The 21,995-nt window shown below is 40.3% G+C and carries 18 protein-coding genes; 10 read left to right on the forward strand and 8 right to left on the reverse strand.

The window, feature by feature from the left end:
• The first annotated feature begins 35 nt into the window (after positions 1 to 35).
• Both ACT5E3_RS07325 and ACT5E3_RS07330 read left to right on the forward strand, forming a co-directional pair.
• Positions 36 to 422, forward strand: a complete 387-nt coding sequence (locus ACT5E3_RS07325) for a hypothetical protein (protein ID WP_444997649.1) — start codon at positions 36 to 38, stop codon at positions 420 to 422.
• A 374-nt stretch (positions 423 to 796) separates the two neighbouring features.
• The gene (locus ACT5E3_RS07330) at positions 797 to 1,231 is read left to right on the forward strand and encodes a DUF4399 domain-containing protein (RefSeq protein ID WP_444997650.1); all 435 of its coding nucleotides are present in this window, start codon (positions 797 to 799) and stop codon (positions 1,229 to 1,231) included.
• Between the two features lie 54 nt (positions 1,232 to 1,285).
• On the opposite strand, the gene ACT5E3_RS07335 is transcribed toward ACT5E3_RS07330, so the two are convergent.
• Positions 1,286 to 1,822, reverse strand: coding sequence for a hypothetical protein (locus ACT5E3_RS07335; RefSeq protein ID WP_444997651.1), 537 nt, complete (start codon positions 1,820 to 1,822; stop codon positions 1,286 to 1,288).
• 521 nt (positions 1,823 to 2,343) lie between these two features.
• On the opposite strand from ACT5E3_RS07335, the gene ACT5E3_RS07340 reads away from it, so the two are divergent.
• From ACT5E3_RS07340 to ACT5E3_RS07355, 4 genes are all read left to right on the forward strand, one after another.
• Complete coding sequence (locus tag ACT5E3_RS07340) at positions 2,344 to 6,573, forward strand: RHS repeat domain-containing protein (protein WP_444997652.1); 4,230 nt, start codon at positions 2,344 to 2,346, stop codon at positions 6,571 to 6,573.
• Between the two features lie 12 nt (positions 6,574 to 6,585).
• On the forward strand, positions 6,586 to 7,380 hold the full coding sequence (locus ACT5E3_RS07345; RefSeq protein ID WP_444997653.1) for an RHS repeat domain-containing protein: 795 nt from the start codon (positions 6,586 to 6,588) through the stop codon (positions 7,378 to 7,380).
• A 15-nt stretch (positions 7,381 to 7,395) separates the two neighbouring features.
• A complete protein-coding gene (locus ACT5E3_RS07350) occupies positions 7,396 to 7,722 on the forward strand; it encodes a DUF6572 domain-containing protein (RefSeq protein ID WP_444997654.1) in 327 nt (108 codons plus the stop codon).
• Positions 7,723 to 7,927: 205 nt separating this feature from the next.
• A complete protein-coding gene (locus ACT5E3_RS07355; protein WP_444997655.1) occupies positions 7,928 to 8,200 on the forward strand; it encodes an RHS repeat domain-containing protein in 273 nt (90 codons plus the stop codon).
• A gap of 230 nt (positions 8,201 to 8,430) precedes the next feature.
• Here ACT5E3_RS07355 and ACT5E3_RS07360 read toward each other — a convergent pair whose 3' ends face one another.
• The 4 genes from ACT5E3_RS07360 to ACT5E3_RS07375 all read right to left on the reverse strand — a co-directional run bounded on the left by ACT5E3_RS07360 (position 8,431) and on the right by ACT5E3_RS07375 (position 12,869).
• The gene (locus ACT5E3_RS07360; RefSeq protein ID WP_444994433.1) at positions 8,431 to 9,237 is read right to left on the reverse strand and encodes an ExeA family protein; all 807 of its coding nucleotides are present in this window, start codon (positions 9,235 to 9,237) and stop codon (positions 8,431 to 8,433) included.
• Positions 9,234 to 10,475: a DDE-type integrase/transposase/recombinase gene (locus ACT5E3_RS07365; protein ID WP_444994432.1), complete on the reverse strand. Its 1,242-nt coding sequence runs from the start codon at positions 10,473 to 10,475 to the stop codon at positions 9,234 to 9,236. The genes ACT5E3_RS07360 and ACT5E3_RS07365 overlap by 4 nt, the downstream gene beginning before the upstream one ends.
• Before the next feature lie 152 nt (positions 10,476 to 10,627).
• Entirely contained in the window at positions 10,628 to 11,185 is a 558-nt protein-coding gene (locus ACT5E3_RS07370) for a hypothetical protein (RefSeq protein ID WP_444994431.1), read from the reverse strand.
• Between the two features lie 877 nt (positions 11,186 to 12,062).
• Positions 12,063 to 12,869, reverse strand: a complete 807-nt coding sequence (locus tag ACT5E3_RS07375; RefSeq protein WP_444997559.1) for an ExeA family protein — start codon at positions 12,867 to 12,869, stop codon at positions 12,063 to 12,065.
• Positions 12,870 to 13,032: 163 nt separating this feature from the next.
• Here ACT5E3_RS07375 and ACT5E3_RS07380 point away from each other — a divergent pair, with 163 nt between their 5' ends.
• Together ACT5E3_RS07380 and ACT5E3_RS07385 are read left to right on the forward strand one after the other, a co-directional pair.
• Positions 13,033 to 14,694, forward strand: coding sequence for an IS66 family transposase (locus ACT5E3_RS07380; RefSeq protein WP_444996831.1), 1,662 nt, complete (start codon positions 13,033 to 13,035; stop codon positions 14,692 to 14,694).
• A gap of 121 nt (positions 14,695 to 14,815) precedes the next feature.
• Positions 14,816 to 15,097 (forward strand): transposase, encoded by a 282-nt coding sequence (locus ACT5E3_RS07385; protein WP_444997656.1) that lies wholly within the window; start codon positions 14,816 to 14,818, stop codon positions 15,095 to 15,097.
• Positions 15,098 to 15,400: 303 nt separating this feature from the next.
• Here ACT5E3_RS07385 and ACT5E3_RS07390 read toward each other — a convergent pair whose 3' ends face one another.
• From ACT5E3_RS07390 to ygfZ, 3 genes are all read right to left on the reverse strand, one after another.
• Positions 15,401 to 19,228, reverse strand: coding sequence for a DUF6701 domain-containing protein (locus ACT5E3_RS07390; protein ID WP_444997657.1), 3,828 nt, complete (start codon positions 19,226 to 19,228; stop codon positions 15,401 to 15,403).
• A gap of 102 nt (positions 19,229 to 19,330) precedes the next feature.
• Entirely contained in the window at positions 19,331 to 20,167 is an 837-nt protein-coding gene (locus ACT5E3_RS07395) for an HDOD domain-containing protein (protein ID WP_444997658.1), read from the reverse strand.
• A gap of 13 nt (positions 20,168 to 20,180) precedes the next feature.
• Complete coding sequence (ygfZ, locus tag ACT5E3_RS07400) at positions 20,181 to 21,062, reverse strand: CAF17-like 4Fe-4S cluster assembly/insertion protein YgfZ (RefSeq protein WP_444997659.1); 882 nt, start codon at positions 21,060 to 21,062, stop codon at positions 20,181 to 20,183.
• 140 nt (positions 21,063 to 21,202) lie between these two features.
• Between ygfZ and ACT5E3_RS07405 the strand changes: the two genes are divergently transcribed.
• Positions 21,203 to 21,460: an FAD assembly factor SdhE gene (locus ACT5E3_RS07405; protein WP_444997660.1), complete on the forward strand. Its 258-nt coding sequence runs from the start codon at positions 21,203 to 21,205 to the stop codon at positions 21,458 to 21,460.
• Positions 21,461 to 21,535: 75 nt separating this feature from the next.
• Positions 21,536 to 21,967: a hypothetical protein gene (locus ACT5E3_RS07410; RefSeq protein ID WP_444997661.1), complete on the forward strand. Its 432-nt coding sequence runs from the start codon at positions 21,536 to 21,538 to the stop codon at positions 21,965 to 21,967.
• Positions 21,968 to 21,995: the final 28 nt, after the last annotated feature.

Below are 21,995 nucleotides of genomic sequence, written 5' to 3' on the forward strand. Positions count from 1 at the left end.
ACTTATAACAATTCGTACATTAAGAGGCCTGATGATTGGAAAGCGTAGAGAATATGACCTATGACGTCAGAATGAAAGTAGAGGATGATTTATTACGATATGTAATAACAGGAGAACGAACTTTTCAAGCTGCTTATCAACTTTGGGAAAGAATTTATCAAGATTGTGACGATTATAACTGTGATAAAGTTCACGCAACCGTTTTGTTAAGTGGTCAAATTTCAAAAATGGAAATTCCTTTATTAGTTCATCGATTAATAGAGTTGAATGACTTTAGACCTATTACTTGTGCATGGGTTGATCATAATTTTAAATCCTATTTAGATAATCTCGTTGGCGAAAAAATCCCTCGTCCTGAATCAATGAATATTCGAATTTTTAATAATGACACTGAAGCTGTTCAATGGTTAAAGCAACAATAAATCTTATTTTAAAAGTTTATCTTTTTCTATCTAAAAATGTGAACAATTAATATTCCCTATTTATATCTTTAGCTACACATAACAATAAGTTCATAATATGAAGTTTTTATTAACCTTTTAAAAACTGCATAAGTGTTATCATATTTTCTTATAAGGTTAAACTTGATATGTTAAATTAAAACGAATCAGTGTAATAAGAGGATAAAATCGGTTGTTTTAATAAAGCTTGCAGGTTAGTATCTTTTCGTTAATTAAAGCATTATTGAATCAATAGTAACGCTACCAATTATGTGTTTGAATCGCATTATGAGCTATGTTCTTTTTTTAAGCTTTGCTGGAATTTTTTAATTAGTTAATCACAATAGGATCACTTTATGAATAAGAAAATAAAAAAATTTGCAATGATATTAATTGCTACTATGTTTGCTGGAACCGCAATTGCTGAGCAAAAAGCACCTGTTACAAAATCGCCTGATAATGCTAAAGTTTATATTATCTCACCAAAGGATGGTGGTGAAGTAGAGTCAACGTTTACTGTGAAATTTGGCTTGTCTGGAATGGGAGTTGCGCCAGCGGGTGTTGATAAACCCAACACAGGACATCATCATTTAATTATTGATGGCAAAGAACTGCCTAAAGCAGGGGTTCCAATGGGAGGTAATGTTAAACATTTTGGCGGTGGGCAAACTGAAACAACTATTACATTACCAAAAGGAAAGCACACACTACAGCTTATTTTGGGTGATAAGTTTCACATACCGCATGATCCTATGGTTGTGTCTAAAAAAATCACAGTAACAGTCAAATAAATAAATGAAAAAAGCCAAGGTAGTTCCCTTGGCTTTTTTCTTATAGAAGTTATTTTACACCTCATAGATATCTCTAACCTTTCCATTTCGCCTGTTGTGTTTTACTCTAAACTCTCGATAATCATGCCGTCCAACTTTAAATATTAAAGTATATTTAAATGTTTTATAGCCTGCATCGATATTAGTGCTATCTATAACTTTTGCTCTGCCTAATCGATATTTACGTTTTATTTTATTAATAGCATGACGAACATCTCCGATTGGAAAGTCATACTGATGGAATTCGCTTAATGCATTTTTTCTATGATGGCGTCGTTTAATTTTTTGACAGTCGCCACCACCCAGTTCTATAAAATACTGTTGCTCAGATGTGAATTTACCTTTTAAACGGTGGTTCCAAGAGTCGTAGCATTTAAACAATATCGTGTTATGGCCATAAGTTGGTTGGCGCCATGTATTTTCATGGTGTCTGTAAACTTGCGCTTGCACCGATTTATTTTTAACGCGTGCTTGACCTTTTTCTGAATTATTAGCAGATGCACTTATTGCAAATAATGGAAATAATAATGTTAATACCAATAGTCTTTTCATTTTAAGCCACCTCTTTTGTTTGCTTGTATACTAGTATGCAATATGCGGCTGAACCTAAAATGAATGACTATGTTTAATATATTATCAAGGCGGCAGCCAATATACAGATACCTTAGGTGGTGCTTGTGTATTCGAGAAGGTTTCCCCATATTCTTTTTTATAACAAACAATTTGTTTTCTCAAAAAGTGACTGAAGTTATCCTGCGCTACTGTAAAAATAAGGGTTAATATTTCAAAGTCCAAGCTATTGAATCGTCATTAATGATGATTAGAAGTTTTAGGGATTGTCAGTGAGTTTACTTTCAATATTGTCTGTTTTTTAATCAAAAATCGTTAATTTGTCCGAATTTTACAAATGATTGTCTGAATATTTATATACCGAAAAAGCGTTTAGCCTCATCATTTGAGACAGTCAATGGTTAAGGTGATGACCTTGTTAACCCCATTGAATTTTAAACTGAACAAACAACAATTAAATCAACCAAGTGATTTGATTGTTTACCATTTAAACAGGAGTTTTTATGCGAATTAGGAAATTAATGAATGTCTCAATAGGTTTGAGTCTTTTGACGACGGTGGCTTCACTGGTTGCTGCGCCCGATGATCCTCCCGAGGATTTTGACCAAGCAGTTGATAAAAATATATTAGAACGTTTAAATGTTTCTGAAGATATTACCCCGCATACCGTTGACTTGTTAGGTGAACGAATTGATATGAATTCGGGCTCAATCAGCTTTCATCAAACGGACATCACAATACCCGGTAACTCTAGTCTGGATGTTTCGATTAAAAGAGTTTTTCGTGGAGCACGATTCTTTGATATGAATAAAGGCGAAATGGGGGACTGGCAACTCGATATTCCTCATATTCATACAACTTTATTTTTAAAGCTAACCACGCAATATACGGGCTCCTGGGGATTAAATAAGGAATGTACCGGGGCGTTAAACCCGGGCCCGACCACACTCAATGGTAACCCCATGATGAGTTATCAGTATTGGAATGGTGACTCATTGAATATTCCCGGTGTTATCAACGATAAATTATTAGAGCCTTCTGATGTTTTGATAGAATCACCAGAAGAATATAATCAGTTTACACGAGTGACGAAAAGCAATTGGCGAATTGAGTGTGTTGACCGTTTGAATGCGTCAGGCACTAAAATTGGTGAAGGTTATAAAGCGCATTCGCCTGATGGTAAAACCTACACGTTTGCCCACCGAAAAATATTACCTGGAGTCCCTTTTAACCCCAAAGAGGGATTTAAATATCAAGGCTACATGCTAGTCACTAAAGTTGAAGATCGCTTTAATAATTTTGTTAACTACACCTATGATACTCAGTCAAGATTAACCAAGATTCAAGCCAATGATGGGCGAGAAATTACATTAGAATACACCGATCCCGATAACAACACTTTAATCACCCAAATTAAAGCGAATGGCAAAACCTGGCAATATGGTTACGTGGGAAGCCAGTGGGATAAAACACTCAGCAAAGTGACTTTACCCGACGGTCGTTTTTGGCAGTATAGTCTTTATAATCTAGGTAAAGAAAAGCTGCTTTCTAGTAACAATGACCGTTGTCTTTTTTCGGGACCAAGAGAGGCCGAAGTGACAGGGAGTATTACGCACCCGGATGGGGTTGTTGGCCAATATCATGTTAAAGAAACCTTACATGGCCGTACTCAGGTAACCAGACTGAGAAGTACACCGGGTCAATTAATTATCCCTAAATGTTTTGCCAACTTTTCTTTGGTTAAAAAAACATTAAATGGCCCACAAATTAATGAAATGCAATGGCTTTATTCCTACTCCAGTAATAAAGGCACCTTTTCAGATGAAACGGCGGGTGTTGCGGAAAAGCTTAACATCACTAATTTACCTGCGGGGGTTGACGCGGTGAATTATAAAACCACCACCGTGACTTCACCGGATGGCAGTAAAATGCGTTACTACTACAACCGTGATTGGAGTAGCGTGTTTGATGGGTTGAATATTGCGACTGAATATTTTGATACGAATGGGTCAACCCTACTGCAAACGGTCATTAATGAATATCAACAGGGCGAGCATGTTGGATATCCTAAAATGAATAATGAAAATACACTCCCTTTTCGATATCGCGCTAACCTGGCCAAACGCACCATCATTGATAATGTTCATAATGATAAATACTACACCACCAATACGCAGTTTAATAAATACGGTGCGGTGGAAAAGTGGCAGGAATCAAATACTTTATCAGCAGCGCGTTATCTGCAAGTAGATTACTTGCAAGACCACGGCAATTGGATTTTAAACTTACCGACATTAAGAAAAGCGTCCAGTGATAATATCAATTGGGTGACTTATAAAGAAACCAGTTATTACACTAGCGGGAGTAAAAAATCCTTACCTTATCAAAGCAAAATCATGGGACGTTGGATAAGTCAAAACACAGACTACCATGCCGATGGTAATGTGAAACGAATTGATTATAACGGTAGTAATCGTTATGAAATTTATGAGAATTACAAACGCGGTAAAGCACAAAAAATCACTTTGCCTTGCTCAAAAAATTCAGCGTGTAGTACCGCCAATGGCAGTACCAGCAATACCACAATCGCCTTACTCGAAATCAACGATGATGGCACCACTAAAAGCACCACGGATTTCAAAGGCAATAAAACCAACTATCAATATAACGCGGTTGGTTGGCTGACCAAAGTTGATCCGGTTGATACTCAGTGGGCGGATACCACCATTAGCTATCAAACGGTGACCACTGCGGATGATGGGATTAGCGGCAGCGGCGTTAAAGTGGGTCAAATGAAACAAACCATTACCCGAGGTGATTTTGAAAAAAGAAATTATCATGATGGTTTGTTCCGATTAGTTTTTTCGCGTGAACTGGATAAGACGAATACGGCCACCACTCGCTATCATCGAGCGGCTTATGATTTTCAAAACCGAAAAACCTTTGCATCATTTCCTTCAAGCAGTTTAACTGCCGATAAAGGAATGCAAACGGTTTATGATGCATTGGGGCGAACCACATCAGTGACGCGTAATACCGATAATGCGACCACGAGTTATAGTTATCTGGCACAAAATAAAGTACGTGTGACGGATGCAGAAAACAATCAAACAACCACAAAATATCAAGCGTTTGGTGCACCCAGTCAATCGAGAGCCACGCTCATTGAATCACCGGAAAATGTCTCCACGAGCATGAGTTATAATTTATTCGGTCAGATAGAAACGATTACGCAAGGCGGGATAACTGAAAAACGTTTTTATGATGGTTATTATCAATTGTGCAAAAAAGTCAGACCGGAAACGGGTAACACGGCTTATGGTTACAATGCGCAACGACAAATGGTTTGGGGCGCTGAAAATGCCTCCGGTTCGAGTACCACTTGTGATGCATCGAGTGTATTAGCCAGTGAAAAAACGCAGATGAGTTATGATAATCTGGATGTGATTGCCTTAGAAAACTATCCGGATAGTGCACCGGACAAAGTTTACACCTATGATGAAAATGGGGCGTTAACCCAATTAGCAACAGGCGCTAATGTTTGGAATTATGCTTATGATAGTGCGGGTAATCTAGATTTTGAACAACTCACGGTTGATGGCAAAAACTTCCTTTTGGATTACAGTTACAACGCATTAGGAAATCTCACTCAAGTGAAATATCCTTCACAAAGAATAGTGGCCTTTGCACCGAATGCCTTAGGTCAACCCACTCAAGCAGGCACTTATGCAAGCGCAGCCACTTATCATCCGAATGGTCAGGTTAAACAATTGACTTTTGGTAATGGCCTGATTCATTCCATGTCGCTTGATACGAGCCAAAGACCCGATGCAGTCATGGTGAAAAAAGGCAGCAGTCAATTACTCCACCAAGACTACGGTTATGATTATAACGATAACGTGAATGCGATTGATGATTATATAAACCGAAGTAATGACATTGATTTAAGCTTTGATGGTTTAAATCGTTTAGTCAGTGCCAAGGGAGCTTGGGGAACTGGTTATCTGGCGTATGATGATTTAGGTAATATCAAGCGTAAAGTGTTAGGCAGTCAAGACCTCACCTATCACTACAACACCAAGAATCAGTTAAGCCGATTAAGTGGCAGTGTTAACCGTGATTTCCAATATGACCCACGCGGTAATGTTAAACATAACGGTCAGTATGGTTTAAGTTTTAATCGTGCGAATCAACTGACGCAAGCTAACGGCAATAGCTATCTTTACGATGGTCATAGTCGATTGATTAAAAAAACTGCTTCAGGAAAAATCACCTACAGTCTGTATAGCCAAGCTGGTCAGCTTTATTACCGAGAAGTCGATGGTCAAAAAAATGATTATATTTATCTTGGTCAAACGTTAGTGGCTAAAGATAACACCGCTGTGGGAGGCAATACTAATATTCCGCCAACTCAAGCCCCTACGCTCAATGGCGATATAAATTGTGCCTTTGGACGATGTACATTCAATTTGAATTGGCAATACCCTAATCCTGACGAAATTACGTATTATGAATTAATGCGAGAAGCAGAAGATGGCTGCCCGCCTATTTTATGTGGGCCGGGGTCAGGAAGTGGCAATAAAATATGGAAAAAAGCCTACTCTGGCAGTAATCAATATTATTCCTATAGACCAAGAACGAGTGAGCGCACAGGAAAGTTTAAGGTGAGAGCCTGTAATACTAAAGGTTGTGGTCCTTATAGCGCCGTTAAAACTTTGTCAGATGAATTTTAAGGAGGATTGAGAATGAAACAATTATTAAGCAGTTTATTATTACTGATAAGTTTATTACCACTCACCGCCCAGTCAGAAGTGACTTATATTCATACCGATATTCTGGGCTCGCCCATTATGGAAACTAACGAGCAAGGGAGCGTGATTTCACGCACCCGTTACAAACCTTTTGGGGAAACGTTAGAAACGCCTAAAAATGATGTGGGCTACACTGGACATTTAAATGATACCGATTTAGGGTTAACCTATATGCAGGCGCGGTATTATGATCCACTGATTGGGAGGTTTTATTCCAATGATCCGGTTGGGTTTACTGGTGAGGTTGATTCATTTAATCGGTATTTATATGTAGCGAATAATCCGTATAAATATACCGATCCCGATGGCAAACATAGAAGAATTGCTCAGAAGATATTAGCTAGGCAGGCTATTAAAATTGAACAGGCAATGAAAAGAAAGGCTTTATTTGAAAAGAATAAGCTAAAAGGTAAAGAGTTTGAGGAAAAAAAAGCTAAAGAAATTAAAGCTGATCCTAATAATTCAGATGTTGCAAGGGAAATAACTGTAAAAACGAAAAAAGGTGTTAAAACTAGATTAGATATAGTTAGCAAAGATACTAAAGGTACAATAAAATGTACTGAGTGCAAATCATCGGATACGGCACCTTTAACCAAAAATCAAAAAAAAGCTTTTCCAGAAATAGCTGAGTCAGGCGCTACTGTTGTAGGTAAAGGAAAACCGGGATTTCCTGGTGGTACAAAAATTCCACCAACAAAAGTAGAAGTAGTGAGGCCCAAAACTCAATAATTTAGGTACTTAAATATGTCAATAGAAGAAAGTAATAAGATCGATATAATCAATACTGATAACTCAACCAATGAAGTTGTGTTAACTATTACAGATCACTTAGATTGGGGAGATGTAGAGAGTCATTTATTGAAGTTACAAGAAAAGGTTAATAATTATTTAGCTTTTATTGAGTCAGGTGAAATTTATGATGCTTATCCCAATGCAATTGATAGAAAAAAAGTGATACAAGTACTCTACAAATATGTATTGGTTCAGGAGGCAATTGATTTTTACAATGTTGTCAGTAATATTGTTGAGGAAGCTGGCATTTCTTTTCAATATATCCACTCGCCAGATTAGATAAAATAAGATGGAGTAAGTATGACTTGAAACGCATCAACTCGGTGCGTTTTTTTCTTTTAGTTGTACACCTTACGGCTGTATAAGTTGGTACAGCTCGGTAGGCTGGGTTAGCCAAAGGCGTAACCCAGCGATTAAAACGAGTGGTCAAGTGGAGACCGTCACCACCAGCAGTAATGGCGGTACCAACCATGATATCCAGGGCGTGCGTTCAAAGACCTTTGAATATACTGCTGATGGTTACTTTGTGGCGAAAACCTTTAATAGCCTGTGGGGAGATGGTACGCCGGAAGCCACCCATACTTATGACAGTGCCACCGGACAGGTGCTCACCAGTAAAGATGTGAATGAGCTGACAACCACTTACACTTACGATGACTTTGGTCGGATGATTTCCACTCAGGTTGAAGGTTTGCCTACTGCTTTTAGTGGCACACAATGGTGTAGATTACTTTTTTACCATCATACTTTTTACTAAATTATACGTCATACAATTTACTAAAATTTGAGCAGTTTTACCGCGCTATTGTCGTACACTATTTTAGCTTTGCCAAACTATTGTCGTACGCTGTACCAAATTGTCATCGAACACTTTGTGGATAACTTTTTTAAAACAATTTTTGCATAAAAAAAGGGCTTTCGCCCTCGGTAAAAATTTGCTCTAATGCTCGCGTAGCGAGCATTATAAAGTGCCGTTGGAAGTTCTGATTAAGAGACTTGCTGCTTGATCAATTCCTCGTGCGATCGCCAATGCGGTTGCACGAGGACGTGATTAACATGAGTAATTGTCACCAACTTTTTTGTTTCTCTCGCCGCTTCGATAAGGCTGGCTAGACACAGGTTTCTACAGAGCCGTAAGTTGCCCTCACTTGAGCGAATAATTAAGGCCATTGCAGCTTCGTCGAAAGTGTTAACGCCTAGCTTGGCACTTTCCAATTCTTTGACGATATAGCGCTCCATATCTTCATCATTAAGCGGTTTAATGCTGGCAGAGTAGGTGATTCGGCTTTTAATGTCTTTGTTTGTGCTGAGTGATAGATAGTGTAATAGTTCCGGTTGACCCAGTAGCACCAGGTTATGATTTTTAGGAAAGCGTTCGAACAATAAACGCAATTTTCTTAGCACCGATAAATCGAGTAAGTGCGCTTCATCAATCAAAATGTATAAGGTTTTACGCTCTCTCACTTGCGCGAAGGCAGCTTGAATTAAGTCGCTTTCAATCTGTTTTTCGCTGGTTTCAATTTTAAAAGATTCAGCCAGTTGCCAGAGAATTTGCCGATAAGTATGCAGGGTGCGCGAGCAGGAGACAACGGTGCATTCGCGTTCATTGTTAAGACGCTCGATGTACTCTCGCAATACGGTTTTGCCGACCCCCGGCTCACCAAGGATTACCGAAAATCCGCCTTGCTGCGCGTGAATTTTAATAATGTCGGCAATGCGTTGTTGTTGTGGTAGTAGGTTAAGTTTTTCACGTTTGAACGGTGTTTGGCTAATGCCGAAGATAGCATTGATCATTGTGAAACTCCTTGACGCGGTTGCTTAGCGTTAAAGTAAAGGTTAAGTGGCAGGGCGTCGCCCATGCGTTGGTTTTGGTAGTAGAGTACGTAACGATTTTTGTGCGAGCGATCAAAACGCACTTGAATCGTTTTACCGCGTAAATCGACAGGGCATTCGAACTTTTGCGCATGGATTGAAAATATGTTGACCGAGCTGACCTTGCGCTCTTCTTCAACAAAAAAGACTTCGTCGGCATATTCATCATCAAGTAGGTAATGAATGCGTGCATGGTCAAGGTTGAACCTGTCCAGAGGCTTCATTTGTATGCCTTGGTGAGGTTGATTATTATAGTGGCTTTCTATCCAGTCTGTGGTTTTCTGGTTGAGTTCATCAAGCGAGTTAAACGAATGATTAACGACTAAAAAGCGATCACGAAACCCTCTAAAAAAGCGTTCGATTTTACCTTTGGCGGCCCCATCGCGAACGGGAGCGTGAGAGAGACGAATGTTGAGCCTGATGCAAGCCTGGAGTATTTCCTTCGACTTGTAATTGGAACCATTATCGAAGTAAAGTCGCTCTGGTTTACCGCGTTTAAACAAGGCGCTTTTAAAGGCTTCAATCATGTTTTCGGTGTTGTCGTGGTAGAAAAACTCGGCGTGAGTAATAAGACGACTGGCATCGTCGATAAAGGCGATCAGAAAGGTTTTTTTCCATTGACCATTGGCTTGCAAAATGGCCGGTCCGTGCATGGTATCGGCCTGCCACAGCTCATTGGCGTACTGCATAGCAAAAGCGACACGGAGCTTCTCCGCGGTCTCTTTGCTCAGCAGGTTATTATCGCGAATTAAGCGATAAAAAGTTGTAGGCGCTAGTTGTTGACGACAGAAATAATTGCGCTCCAGCAAGCAGCGATAGAGGGTGCTTTTGGGGATTTGACCGACCTTGTTTTGTCGTAGCGAGGGTAATACCTCGTTAATCGCTTCAGCAAGTTGTGATAAAGAGACTTTACGCTGAGTGTTTTTGTCGGCGCGAACTTTTCGCTCAAGCGTGGTTACACCATTTTTTTTATAACGGTACAACCAGGTACTAATCGTACGCCAGGTAAAGCGATAGTGCTTGCCTGAAGTTTGCTCAAAAAAGGTTTGTGAACTAACGGCCTGGACACGTTGACGAATGCTATTGCCGGGTGCGTAGTCAACCGCGGCCAGCACTTTAAGGCGGATCTCAAGTGGTGGTCTTTTAGAATATTCAGACATAGAAATATCTCCGGTAAAAAATGGAGCGAGGAGACTAAAGTAAGCAACGAAGCGATTCGAGTGACAAAGTTTGTGGCAGTGTTGATTGACTCGCTTGAAGTCGATCAAGGCGGCAAATAAACGCGCATAAAAAGGTAAACCAATAAAACTGATTAGGCTAACAATGACATTTGTAAACGACTTTGGATGCGTTGCAAATGGGGTTGAGATGCAAACAACGCTTGAAGCGTGGGTAGTAATAACGCAAGCCGTCGACTGTTAAAGGGCGAGCAAGGTTGACAGGTTCTTTGCAGCAAGCTCCGTATGTTCGCCAACTTTGACATAAGCGAGTTAAGCCAGCGCCAAGCCTGACGAGGCTCCGTTCGATGGTGGCCCACAGCGCCATGCCATGCCTTAGATATAGGCAGACCGTCAAACAACGCGATAACAAAAGCTAGCAGAGTTTGCAGCGGATAATGCTTGTGAGGAAGTACGACGTCGAGATAAAGCTGCCGTGTGCGACCACAGCCCAAGTGGCTACCTCGATTACTACATAAAATACGCTTACCAACAATCGCTCGAAACTGATAATTCAGTTGTTTATAAACGTAACCGTGCGAAACCCACTCACAATTTTTAAGGCAAAACTGACAGGCATTACTCTGTGGAATAGATTTTAGACGATGAGAGAAAGACTCAAGCTCAAAAAGTGAAGAAAAAAACACCTGCATAAAAATTAACCGATTGTAAAAAAGTCAAAATTCTACAGAGAAATTTAATTTACCGAATTAGCGTTATAACGAAAAATTAGAGGACGACGGTAAATTGGTAAAAAAACGATGGATTGTTCGACGGTAATCTGGGAAATTACATTATCTTAACTAAACTTCGGCCCCTGATGAATTCCGTACCGACTCGTCTTCAACAGCCCTACGGTATTAAATAAATTGTACCAAGTCCCCATCAGACTTTGAGCCGGTCGGAAAAACCGTTTCACATCATAGAATCAACCAATGTTGATGAGTTAAAAAATGATATCTTGACTGTTTTAAACTTTTCCCAATTGAATCAATTAAAAAACCATTATCAATTTTCAAATCGAGGAACATAGTGTTCCTGCTTTTGTAATAATACCCAGAGTAAGCGAGCCAGCCCGGTAGGTTGGGTTGGCTTTATCAACCCAACAACATTATTGGTTGAAAAGAATCATTTAATTGAAAGGCCGTTAACGTTTGTTGGTTTAATAAAAAATGATTTATATTTTTTAAACCAGCCTTTCCTTGTTTTCGTTGGGTTCAAAAAACGAACCCAACCTACCGCGCTAGTGAAGCTGGAGGATATTAATATGGCCACCCAAAACAGTATTCTGGGCGCTCCGTTGTATCATGAAGATGCCCAGGTGTAGATTACCAATTGTAGATTACCAATTTACCGTTGAAACTTTTCCCAAAATTTCCATCGTATAATTTTGGTTAAAGTTTAATCGAATTCCCAGTTTACCGTCGAGTCCTATTTTTGTTTTTCCAATTTGTCGCCGAACATTTTCCCAAAGCTGATCGTAAAAAAGCTTACTGAACTCAGTAAGCTTTCGATGGGGTTGGGAATTGATTATTGTGCTTGTTGTTTGATTAACTCCTCATGAGATCGCCAATGAGGTTGTATTAGCACATTATTGACGTGAGTTAATGAAACGATTTTTTTACCTTCTCTTGCTGCCTCAAGTAGTGAGGCATAACAAAGGTTACGACACAATCGCAAATTCCCCTGAGCAGAGCGACAGATTAATTCGGTCGCGTCTTCATTGTAACAGTTTGCACCGAGTTTAACCTTTGCCAGTTCATTCACGATAAAACCTTTTAAATCATTGTCATTTAAAGGCAAGAGTGTTTGCGAATAAGTGATCCGGCTCTTGACGTCACGATTGACTGTCATGGATAAAAAATAAAATAAATCGCGCTGCCCCAATAAAATCAGGTTATGATTTTTGGGAAAGCGATCAAACAACAATCGCAATTTTTTTAGCACCGACATATCCAGCAAATGAGCTTCATCAATCACAGTGAAAACGGTTTTGCGGTCACGTGCGTGATGAAACGCAGTCTGAATCAACTCTTTCTCCAACTGTTTTTCAGAAGGCTCTATTTTAAATGACTCAGCCAACTGGCGAATAATCTGAGTGTAAGTATGTAATGTTCTTGTACAGGATGCAACGACAAATTCTCTTTCCTGATTCAGTTTTTCAATGTGTTCTCGAAGTACACTTTTGCCAACACCTGGCTCTCCAACAATAACAGAAAATCCTCCTTGAGACGCATGGACTTTTATCATGTCCATCATACTTTGTTGTTGTGGTAACAGGGATGAAACTTGACGACTGAATGGTTCCTGCGTAATCCCCAAGAGCGCTTTTATCATACGTCAACCTCCCGGTAATATCGTTGACTGAATGCATTGTGTAATTGCTCAAAAAGCGGGGGTAAATTGTAAGCAATCGATCACAAGAACATCAGAAATAGATCAAGTTAACTACCTAAAATAGATCACATTAAAAACATTTATCTTCCAGCACAATAATCAGATGGATGATTTTATTTCAGACGGTAACAGTGGCACCAATCAATTTGTCTTTGTTAAAGATGGCTTGATCTGTGTGTCTGATAATTTGGAACCTGAATATGGTAGTTCACGTTATGAGTGCCATCTTTATCATGTTGCTAGTGTTCTAAAAGATATGGCTCAACGCTATTATGATGAGAATCAGTTGCTCAAATCAGAAAATGCTCGATTAGCTGGGCGCGCCCAAAAACCACGACTCAAACCAAGTGTCATTGCTTCTACCGACAAAGTCTATAAAGCCGCTAAAAAAAAGCGTACAGTCATTAAGAACCCTAAAAAATCGGAATTAGAAATTACCAAGACCCATCTTATTAAAATTGATGTCCTTCCTGAAGGTTCCATTTTTAAGGGATTTAAAGACTATTATGTTCAGGATATTGAAATTAAGGTTCACAACCATTGTTATCGGCGTGAACGCTGGCAATTACCATCAGGCGAGTATCTGTTAGGTGAATTGCCAGCAGCAATTAGAGGCAATCATTTTGGCCCCTCACTCCGCGAATTTATTCTTTATCAGTATTACCACAACCATGTCACTCAGCCACTGTTGCTTAATCAGTTACGCGAACTTGGTATTTCTATTTCTTCTGGACAACTTTCTAACTTACTGACTAAGAAAAAACAAGATTGGCATGCTGAAAAAGAATCTTTACTCTCATCAGCCATTCAAAATAGTGATTACATTCAAGTTGATGATACAGGTGCCAGGCATCAAGGGAAAAATGGTTATTGCACTCAGTTGGGTAACGAAAAATTTGCCTATTTCAAAACATCTCAAAGTAAAAGCAAATCAAATTTTTTATCTGTTTTGCAAACAAGTCATAGCGGTTACAAGCTCAATCAGGCAGCTTTTGATTATCTATGTACAAAAAAGCAATTTTCGAATTTCGATCGGGATAGAATAGAAATTCAATTAAAACTCAACAATAATATCGCATTTTCCAGTAAAAATGAGCTTATTAATTATCTCAGATGTGGGTCATTTAATCAGACATCGGATAAGTTGTTAGTCGAAGCAGCAATGATAGGTCATTTATCTGAAGCTGTATTCCCCTCTACACTCGTTATTCTGAGTGATGAAGCCAAGCAGTTTGAACTAGGGCGAAATGCTGCTTGTTGGGTGCATGCAGAAAGAAAACTAACAAAAATATTGCCTAAAAATGAGAGGCAAATCGGCCAGAAAGATAAAAAACTCAAACAGTTTTGGAAACTATACCGAACGTTAAAAGAATGTATCAACGGAAATACACTATCGTATCAAAGAAAATATCAACTCAGGAAAAGATTCGATAATTTATGTCAGCCAGTCGAAAAATTTAAGGTCATTAATAATGAATTAGCCCACTTGTTGAATATGAAAAACGAATTGCTTAAATGTTTGGAGCAGCCGCATGTGCCTTTGCATAATAATATGAGTGAATCAGATATTCGAGAGTATGTGAAGCGACGGAAAATAAGCGGTTGTACAAAAAGTGATGATGGACGGGATGCGATTGATACCTTTTTATCACTCAAGAAAACCTGTCAACGCCATCAAATATCATTCTTGGCTTTTCTCAAAGACAGAATTCAAAACTTATCAAAAATCCCCGACTTGACTCATTTTATAAATAAAACAGAATAAGTTTTATTTACCCCCGCTTTTTGAGCAATTACTGCATTGTCATAATCAATGGGGTCAGAGTATTTGATTTTGTTATGGTAGATAGGTATAGTATTGTCATGAATGATTCTTGGTGATGAATATGGCTCGACAACCTCGCCTAAACCTTCCAGGTGTCCCTCAACATGTGATTCAACGTGGGAACAACCGTGAAGTTTGTTTTTTTGAGGAACAAGATTACAAGGTTTATCTATCCAAATTAGAAGAGTATAGCCAAAAGCTGAAAGTATCAGTGCATGCGTATGTATTGATGACCAATCATGTCCATTTGCTAATGACGCCTAAAACAAGTGATGGTGTTAGTCGATTGATGCAGTCGCTAGGACGTTACTATGTTCGTTACATTAACCACAAATATCGCTGAGTGGGGACACCCGTGACTTTACAATGGTTGGAGTTCCCCGCTTACGGCTTCGCCTTTGTGTTTTTGTTGTCACTGTCGTGGTAGAAAAACTCGGCGTGAGTAATAAGACGACTGGCATCGTCGATAAAGGCGATCAGAAAGGTTTTTTTCCATTGACCATTGGCTTGCAAAATGGCCGGTCCGTGCAAATCTATCGGCTATAAACTGTGAAGGATTACTTACCAAAATACTTTATGACCTTGTGAAGTGGTTGGTACAATTTCCCCCAATAATACCGTTTAAGTAGCCCGTGGTTGCTTCAATTTAGTTTCTTAATTCTCGCCAAAAAATAACTCTATCACTACCACGATAATAACCAAAGTTTAGAACCGCGCTAGGATTATCAATAGCGTTATCGCCATCCCAATCAAGCGTTAGCCAATTTTGAGAGGTTAGATTAAAGTCGACGGTTACACTGCCGTAGTTGTTGTTACCCGGTGCTGAATACCACAGTCCATTGGCAAGGCCACTTACACCAGCGGTTAATGTCTGCAAAGTTGAGGGTGAAAAGGCGGCCGTTTCTCCTGCATTGAGGTTATCGGTGTAACTGGTTGGGTTAAGCACTCCGTCACTTTGAATATAGGAGGTGCAGTTATCTGCTGAATTAATAACCCAAGCGCTGCCGTCATAATAATCAGTGGCAATTTTAATTTCGAGATCACTGGTTTCTGGGCCATAAGCGTCTATTAGTCGCATACGGCCCAAGCGGTTTTCAATCGTATTTGAACTGGCGTTGCCGCTGATGCTATCTGAATCTGTAGCATTGATGTCGAGCCTTAAGTTGAGAGGTGCGCCCAGCACGTCAAATTGGTAGAAGGTATCTGATAGTGTTATGGACGCATTGCCACTGGTATTAAAATTAATTGCTGATGTTGTTGTATTTAAAGTGCCTGATGCATTGGCTGCTGCCACTGTATCAAAGGCTGTGGTGGTAATAGTACCCGCTTCTAGTTTGGCGAATCCTGAATCATAATTGAGTGTAGGGTTATTGGCGCTGTTAACGGCTTGAACGGTGAAAACAAGGCTGTCCGATTGTCCTATTTTATTTAATCCTACAACCCCATTTGCAAAACCTGCATAACTGAATGTACCACTGCATTGTTCAGTCCAATTATTGGTAATGGACAAGTTGAAATGATCGGGCACAAATCGGCCAATATTAATTCGCTCTCCAGTAATGTTTGTTCCGCTACTCATAAAACTGTTAGTTAGTGCATCAATTTGTAAAATGCCGACTTCAGTCCAGCTTTGAGAAAAACTGTAGGTTCCGGCACCAGCTGTTGCAGGAGCAGGAAAGTTATTATAGTTAACTAAGGTCGTTGCAAGTGAACCGTTAGCATTGGTAACAACCAATGCTGTAGGAGTCAGTGTAATATTGCCGGTAATTTGAGAAATATTGGGAGTTACTCCATTGTCGCTCAAATTACCGCCGGAGTCAGGTATGCCATCGGCATTGCTATCAACAAAAGGGTCTGGGATCCCATTATTGTCTAAATCATCAGTTGGTTGCCAAAGCACACTGCGTATAGTCATATTAAAGTTATTAGCAGCGGTTAGAAATACACTATCGTTTACATCATCTGCATAGGGATTCGTATCAACTTGAACATCATAACCAAAGGGACGGACAATGAAGGGAGTGATTCCGCCAATAATTTCATCAACATTACCAGGAGTTGGTTCACCAATCCCTGCCTCATCTTTTGCACTAATGCCTATTTGACCTGCATCGTTGTATTGCACGTTGACAGTGGCTACACCAGCAGCAAATGTGACATTTTGAGGGGCAGAGGCGGTTTCGGAGGTGGCAATATTAGCCGAGTCAATGATTACCTGAGTAGGGCTGGTTGTTGGTAAGTTATAACTGGACCAGAAATTAATGGCTTGTGTGCCTGTATACTCTTCAATAACACCGCAGTTGGGCTGTGACGGTGTTTGTCCTGCGGCAGTTAAAGTTAAACTAAATGGTCGTCCAGCAATTTGTGTTGTTATTGGTGAAGGAGTAACAACAAAGCCAAATGGCCGAAAAGTGATGTTACCTTCGCTATCATCGTCTGTTACAGAACCTTCTGTAGCATCAATATCAGCGGTTTCGCGGACAGTATTTTCTAAGTATAAAGTGACATTACCTAAATCTGTAGCCACAAATTGATAAGTGGCTGCACCGTCGTTATCTCCTGCAGTATCTGTCAGCGTACCCTGAGCAAGATCGCTACTTGTACCGCTTTCATCAGTGGTGTACCAATTACCGTGGTTGGTACTCAAGGATAGATTAACAGTTCCCGTATAATCTGTGACTGCGGAACCACCACTATCAACGGCGGTCAATGTGATCGCTTCACGTAAACAGTTGATTCCATTGCCATCATGACTAATAACAAAGTTACTAGGGCCACATGCAATAGTACCTGATACGTTAATAGAGCCATTTGCCCCGTCGACACCGGCACCGCCCGTAGTACCATCTGCGCCAGCAGTGATTGAGCCGTTCACATAACCTGGTGCCGCAGTATTTAAATATGAACCGCCGCCGCCTGAGCGTCCACCTGAACCACCAGCTCCACCACCTGAATATCCACCACCACCACCGGGCCAATAATTAGGAGCTGCACCACCACCACCGGTGAAACCGCCGCCGCCTGCTGATGAGTTGTTTCCTGCTGCGCCACCTGCGACAAAAGTGACCCCGTCGCTTGGGTCTAAATCAGCTGCTTGTCCTCCCTGACCGTTACTACTGTTTGCCCCGGCAGAGTTAATCCCGCCGCCGCCGCCAGCGCTTGTTGAAGCGCCACCGCCAGCACCAGCTGTTCCGCCAGCACCCGCATTTCCTCCCGTGCCATTGTCACCGCTTGTATTATTATTCGCGCCTTGACCCACAGCATTATTACTGTTGTCGCCACCGCCACCGCCACCGGCAACCATCACTAGCGTGTTGTTAATAAAGACTCCGGTGCTACCACCACCTCCCGCGCCATTGGCAGCCAAGCTGCCAGCGCCAACTACATAACGGATAATATCGCCGCTGCTTACACTAAAAGTGCCTGTTACCGTTGCACCTTGTCCACCCCGAGTGGCTGAGCCGCTACCACCACCACCACCGACAATGGTGATTGTAAAATCGCCACTTGAGGTAGCTGTATAGCTACCTGTTCCGGGAGTCGTGGAGTTAACAAATACTGCTGCACCTGCCGCTAAGGTGAAAGTGGTGCTTTGATTAGGAAAAGTGGTTGATACGGTATAAGTGACGCCTGTACTCATGGGCGTTGTGGTGAGTTCTACCGTGGTTGAGTTGATATAGGTCGCGGCTAAGACAGATATACCATTATTAATTGAAAAGTTAGAGGCATAAGAAGCCCTGGCCGGGGAGACCGCTGAAGCAAAGTTTAAAGTAACCGTATCTGTATCTGTACAAACTGCGGCCGCACTATTGAGTGTTGGAAATTCCCTAGTCCACAAAATATCATTTGCGTCGTTAACAGAGTTAGTGGTGTTGAAGGAAAATTGAGTAAAGTCGGTATCATCTACTTCTATGCCAATAGTTGAGCTGCTGCCATTTTCGTCATCGTTCCCGTAACGAAATCTAACATTACCGTTTTCGTAAATGAGAATTTGGAAACTATATTCTGTACCTGCACCATTATATCGAGGGACATTTTCCCAAGAGGCAACAAAGCGTCTGTTCGGTGCTGAGCCTAAAGTTCCATAGCGTACGGTGCCGCCTAGAGATGGTTCTAAGTCATCCCAATAGCCTGCAATAACTCTGTCGGCAGGCTCTTCAAAACCTGGTCCAGCTAAAGCTGTAGTTATTGGTAGGGCTTCGTTATTGTAGTCTTTATGAAAGCCCTGATCTGTACCAAAGTGAAGTGCACCATTTCCCAATAAACGAACTTGTGTGTATCCCGTTTCTCCTAAATAGAAGGTAAAACCAAGATTAATCAATTGATAGTCATCGTCGGTTGGGTAATCTGTTTGACCCGGATCGTTGGTCCAAACTACATTATTGGTGACGGTATCAAAAGCTTCTCCTGCGACAGTTTGAAATACATAGGCAGCTTTTAGCGACTGTGTAAACAGCAATAAAAGCGCGCACAAAAATACTCCGTTTGCATAACTTATATGTTTAAGCAATTTTTGAGTGGTTAGTTGTTTAGTGTGTGGTTGCTTTGTATTAATTTTTACTCATGTCATGGTTGATTAAGATAAAGCTTGTTTGGCTTCTTCCACTTCCTCGGCAAGTTCATCAACATGGTGGACATCAACCTCGTGTGATAAACCGAGTTTACGAAATGCAGGAACGGTCGAAGTATCTAAATCGGCATATGGATTTTCACCCTCGGGATAAGCTTGTAGTTTTGCGACTGTGACAACATCGGCATAGTCGGCGTTAGGATTTTCATCTCGAGTAAAGTTAGTGCAGGCTGCTGGTACGTGACGTAATTCTTCTGGGAAATCCCAAGCTTTTAGAATCGCACGGCCGACTTTTCCTTGTAGCTTATTAATTATTTTATCCAGCACTTGTTCGTGTTCTAAAATTCCTGGATTTTCTTCCGCTAATGTGAGTATTGGCAGTATTCCTATTTCGTGTACCAAACCTGCTAATGTTGCTTGATCAGGCTTTAAATTGGTGAAGTTACTAGCTAACACATGACTGATAGAGGCTACTTCAATAGAGTGTTCCCAAGAGGCTCTTAATCGTTTATCAATCGCATCATGGGTTGCTTGAAACATTTGCTCCATGGCTAAGCCTGTGGCTAAGTTTCTCACAAAGTTAATGCCCATTCTCGTAATTGCTAATTGTAAGTTGTCCACCACAACAGCTCCCCGCATGAGAGGGCTGTTGGCGACTTTGATTATTCTTGCTGCCAGCGCAGCATCTTGTCCTATCACAGCTGCTAAGCTGCCTGAGTTAACTTCATCATCATTCACCGCTTCTCGAATTTTCAATGCTACTTCTGGCAGTGTAGGCAAGGTCAAACGATCATTTGATATTGCGTCAATTAGTTCTGCTAAAAATTCTTTTTCGAGGCTCATAGAGTTTTCTATATTAAGTCACTTTAATTAATTCAAGTATAGGACCATTTTCATCATTCAACCGAAAAATTTCACTTTCTAGGCTGTTATCTTTTATTAATGCCAACACCGAAGTGGTCTGCTGCCCGCTAGCGCTACATATTACTTCACCTGCTGTTTTTTCATTAGCCCAAATTTTTGTTTTGCTCTCTATTTCTAGTGGATGTTGTATTTGAAATAGTTGCATGTGAGTTTTTAATTTACCCTTATATTGCATTCTGGCTATGACTTCTTGTCCGGTAAAACATCCTTTATTAAAGTCAACGGCTTTTAGTGCTGGCAAATTTAGGTTATGGGGCAAAAATTCATTCTGGGTTTCTGCTGTTAACCACGGAATGCGTTGATTAGCAAGCAATTGAAAAAAAGTGATCTGTGACGAGCTTGTTGTTATTTTGAACAATTTAGCTAGCCGCTCTTTTTCATTTTGAGCCGCTAGTATTATTCGAACTGGATGTTGAGCAAGTTGGCTTATTGTCATTACGTTAATGTGTGGTGAAGGCGCTTGCGGAAATTCACCACAAGGTGATTGCAAACAATAGAGGTAATAGTCGTCAGAAACATCAGCTGCTTCTGCTTTAAAAAAAACCACATATTTTTTAATGTTAGCTAAAGTTGCTTCTATTGTTTCTTTGTGGAGTATTAAAAAAATAGAGTCTTGGACTTTAGTAATAAAAAAAAGCGCAGTACAACGGCCTTGAGGTGTACACATAGCTGATAGTGTTAATTCATTGTTGGTTATTTGTTCTGCGTTAGTGGTTATTTGTCCTTGAAGAAAGCGAACAGTATCGACACCTGTAATTTGGATACAGCCAAAATCGGTAAGAGGACAAAAATTATCAGTTAAATTTTCACTCATTATCTTTCATTAATATGATGGAGGATAGGACGCATTTTAACTGATAATGAGCAGATACTCATCTTATGCTTTCCTCTGGAATTGGCAAACTGATATTATGGAGTACTATTTTGTGAAATACCTTGATTAAAGAGATATTAATGGTAGAACCTTCTTTAAAAACACGTTTGGCTTGGCAGTGTCGGCGAGGCATGTTGGAATTGGATGTGATATTGATTCCATTTCTTGAACAATATTTTGATGATTTATCTCATGATGAACAGCGACAGTTTCGTGAACTCTTAAAAGAGGCTGATCCAGATTTGTATACCTGGTTGATGGGGTATGGTGAGTCTGATAATCTTGAGCTGCGACATATCGTCCAGCATATTAAAAAGGTCATGCAGGTCGGTGTTTGATACCAATCAAGAGCTTTAAGTGAGTTATTGAGCAAGGTAAGTGCTCAATGCAACGTCTTTACAAGGAAAGTATATATGAAAATTGCATCCCGTTTTCCAATCAAATTATGCCCAATAATGTTTTGGGGTCTTGTCGGTTTACATCTGTGCTTTGTGTTCATCATCTTTTATTTTTTCGTGGTTAACTGGCTTTCTTTGCTGGTTGTGCTAACCGTTGGCTGCTCTTATTATTTTTGTTTAACACATTACAAAAAACTCACCAATGCGATGGATGATTTATGCTGGAGTGGGAAACATTGGTTGATTCAGTCTGATACTCAAGTGAAAAGTATTGCTTATTTAACTTTGCAACCGAATAGCTGGGTTTCTCGTCATGCATGCTTGTTGCACTTTACAAGTGAGCAGCAAAGTTACACCTGGTTATTTACCAGAAGGGGGATGGGGCAAAGAACTTACAGTGAACTTTGCTATTTAGCCAAACAAGACTTGGCGGCTACAACAAGCTAACGACTGATTTAATGGACTTTGTTCAGTC

The sequence above is a fragment of the Aliikangiella litoralis genome (genome assembly GCF_052495765.1).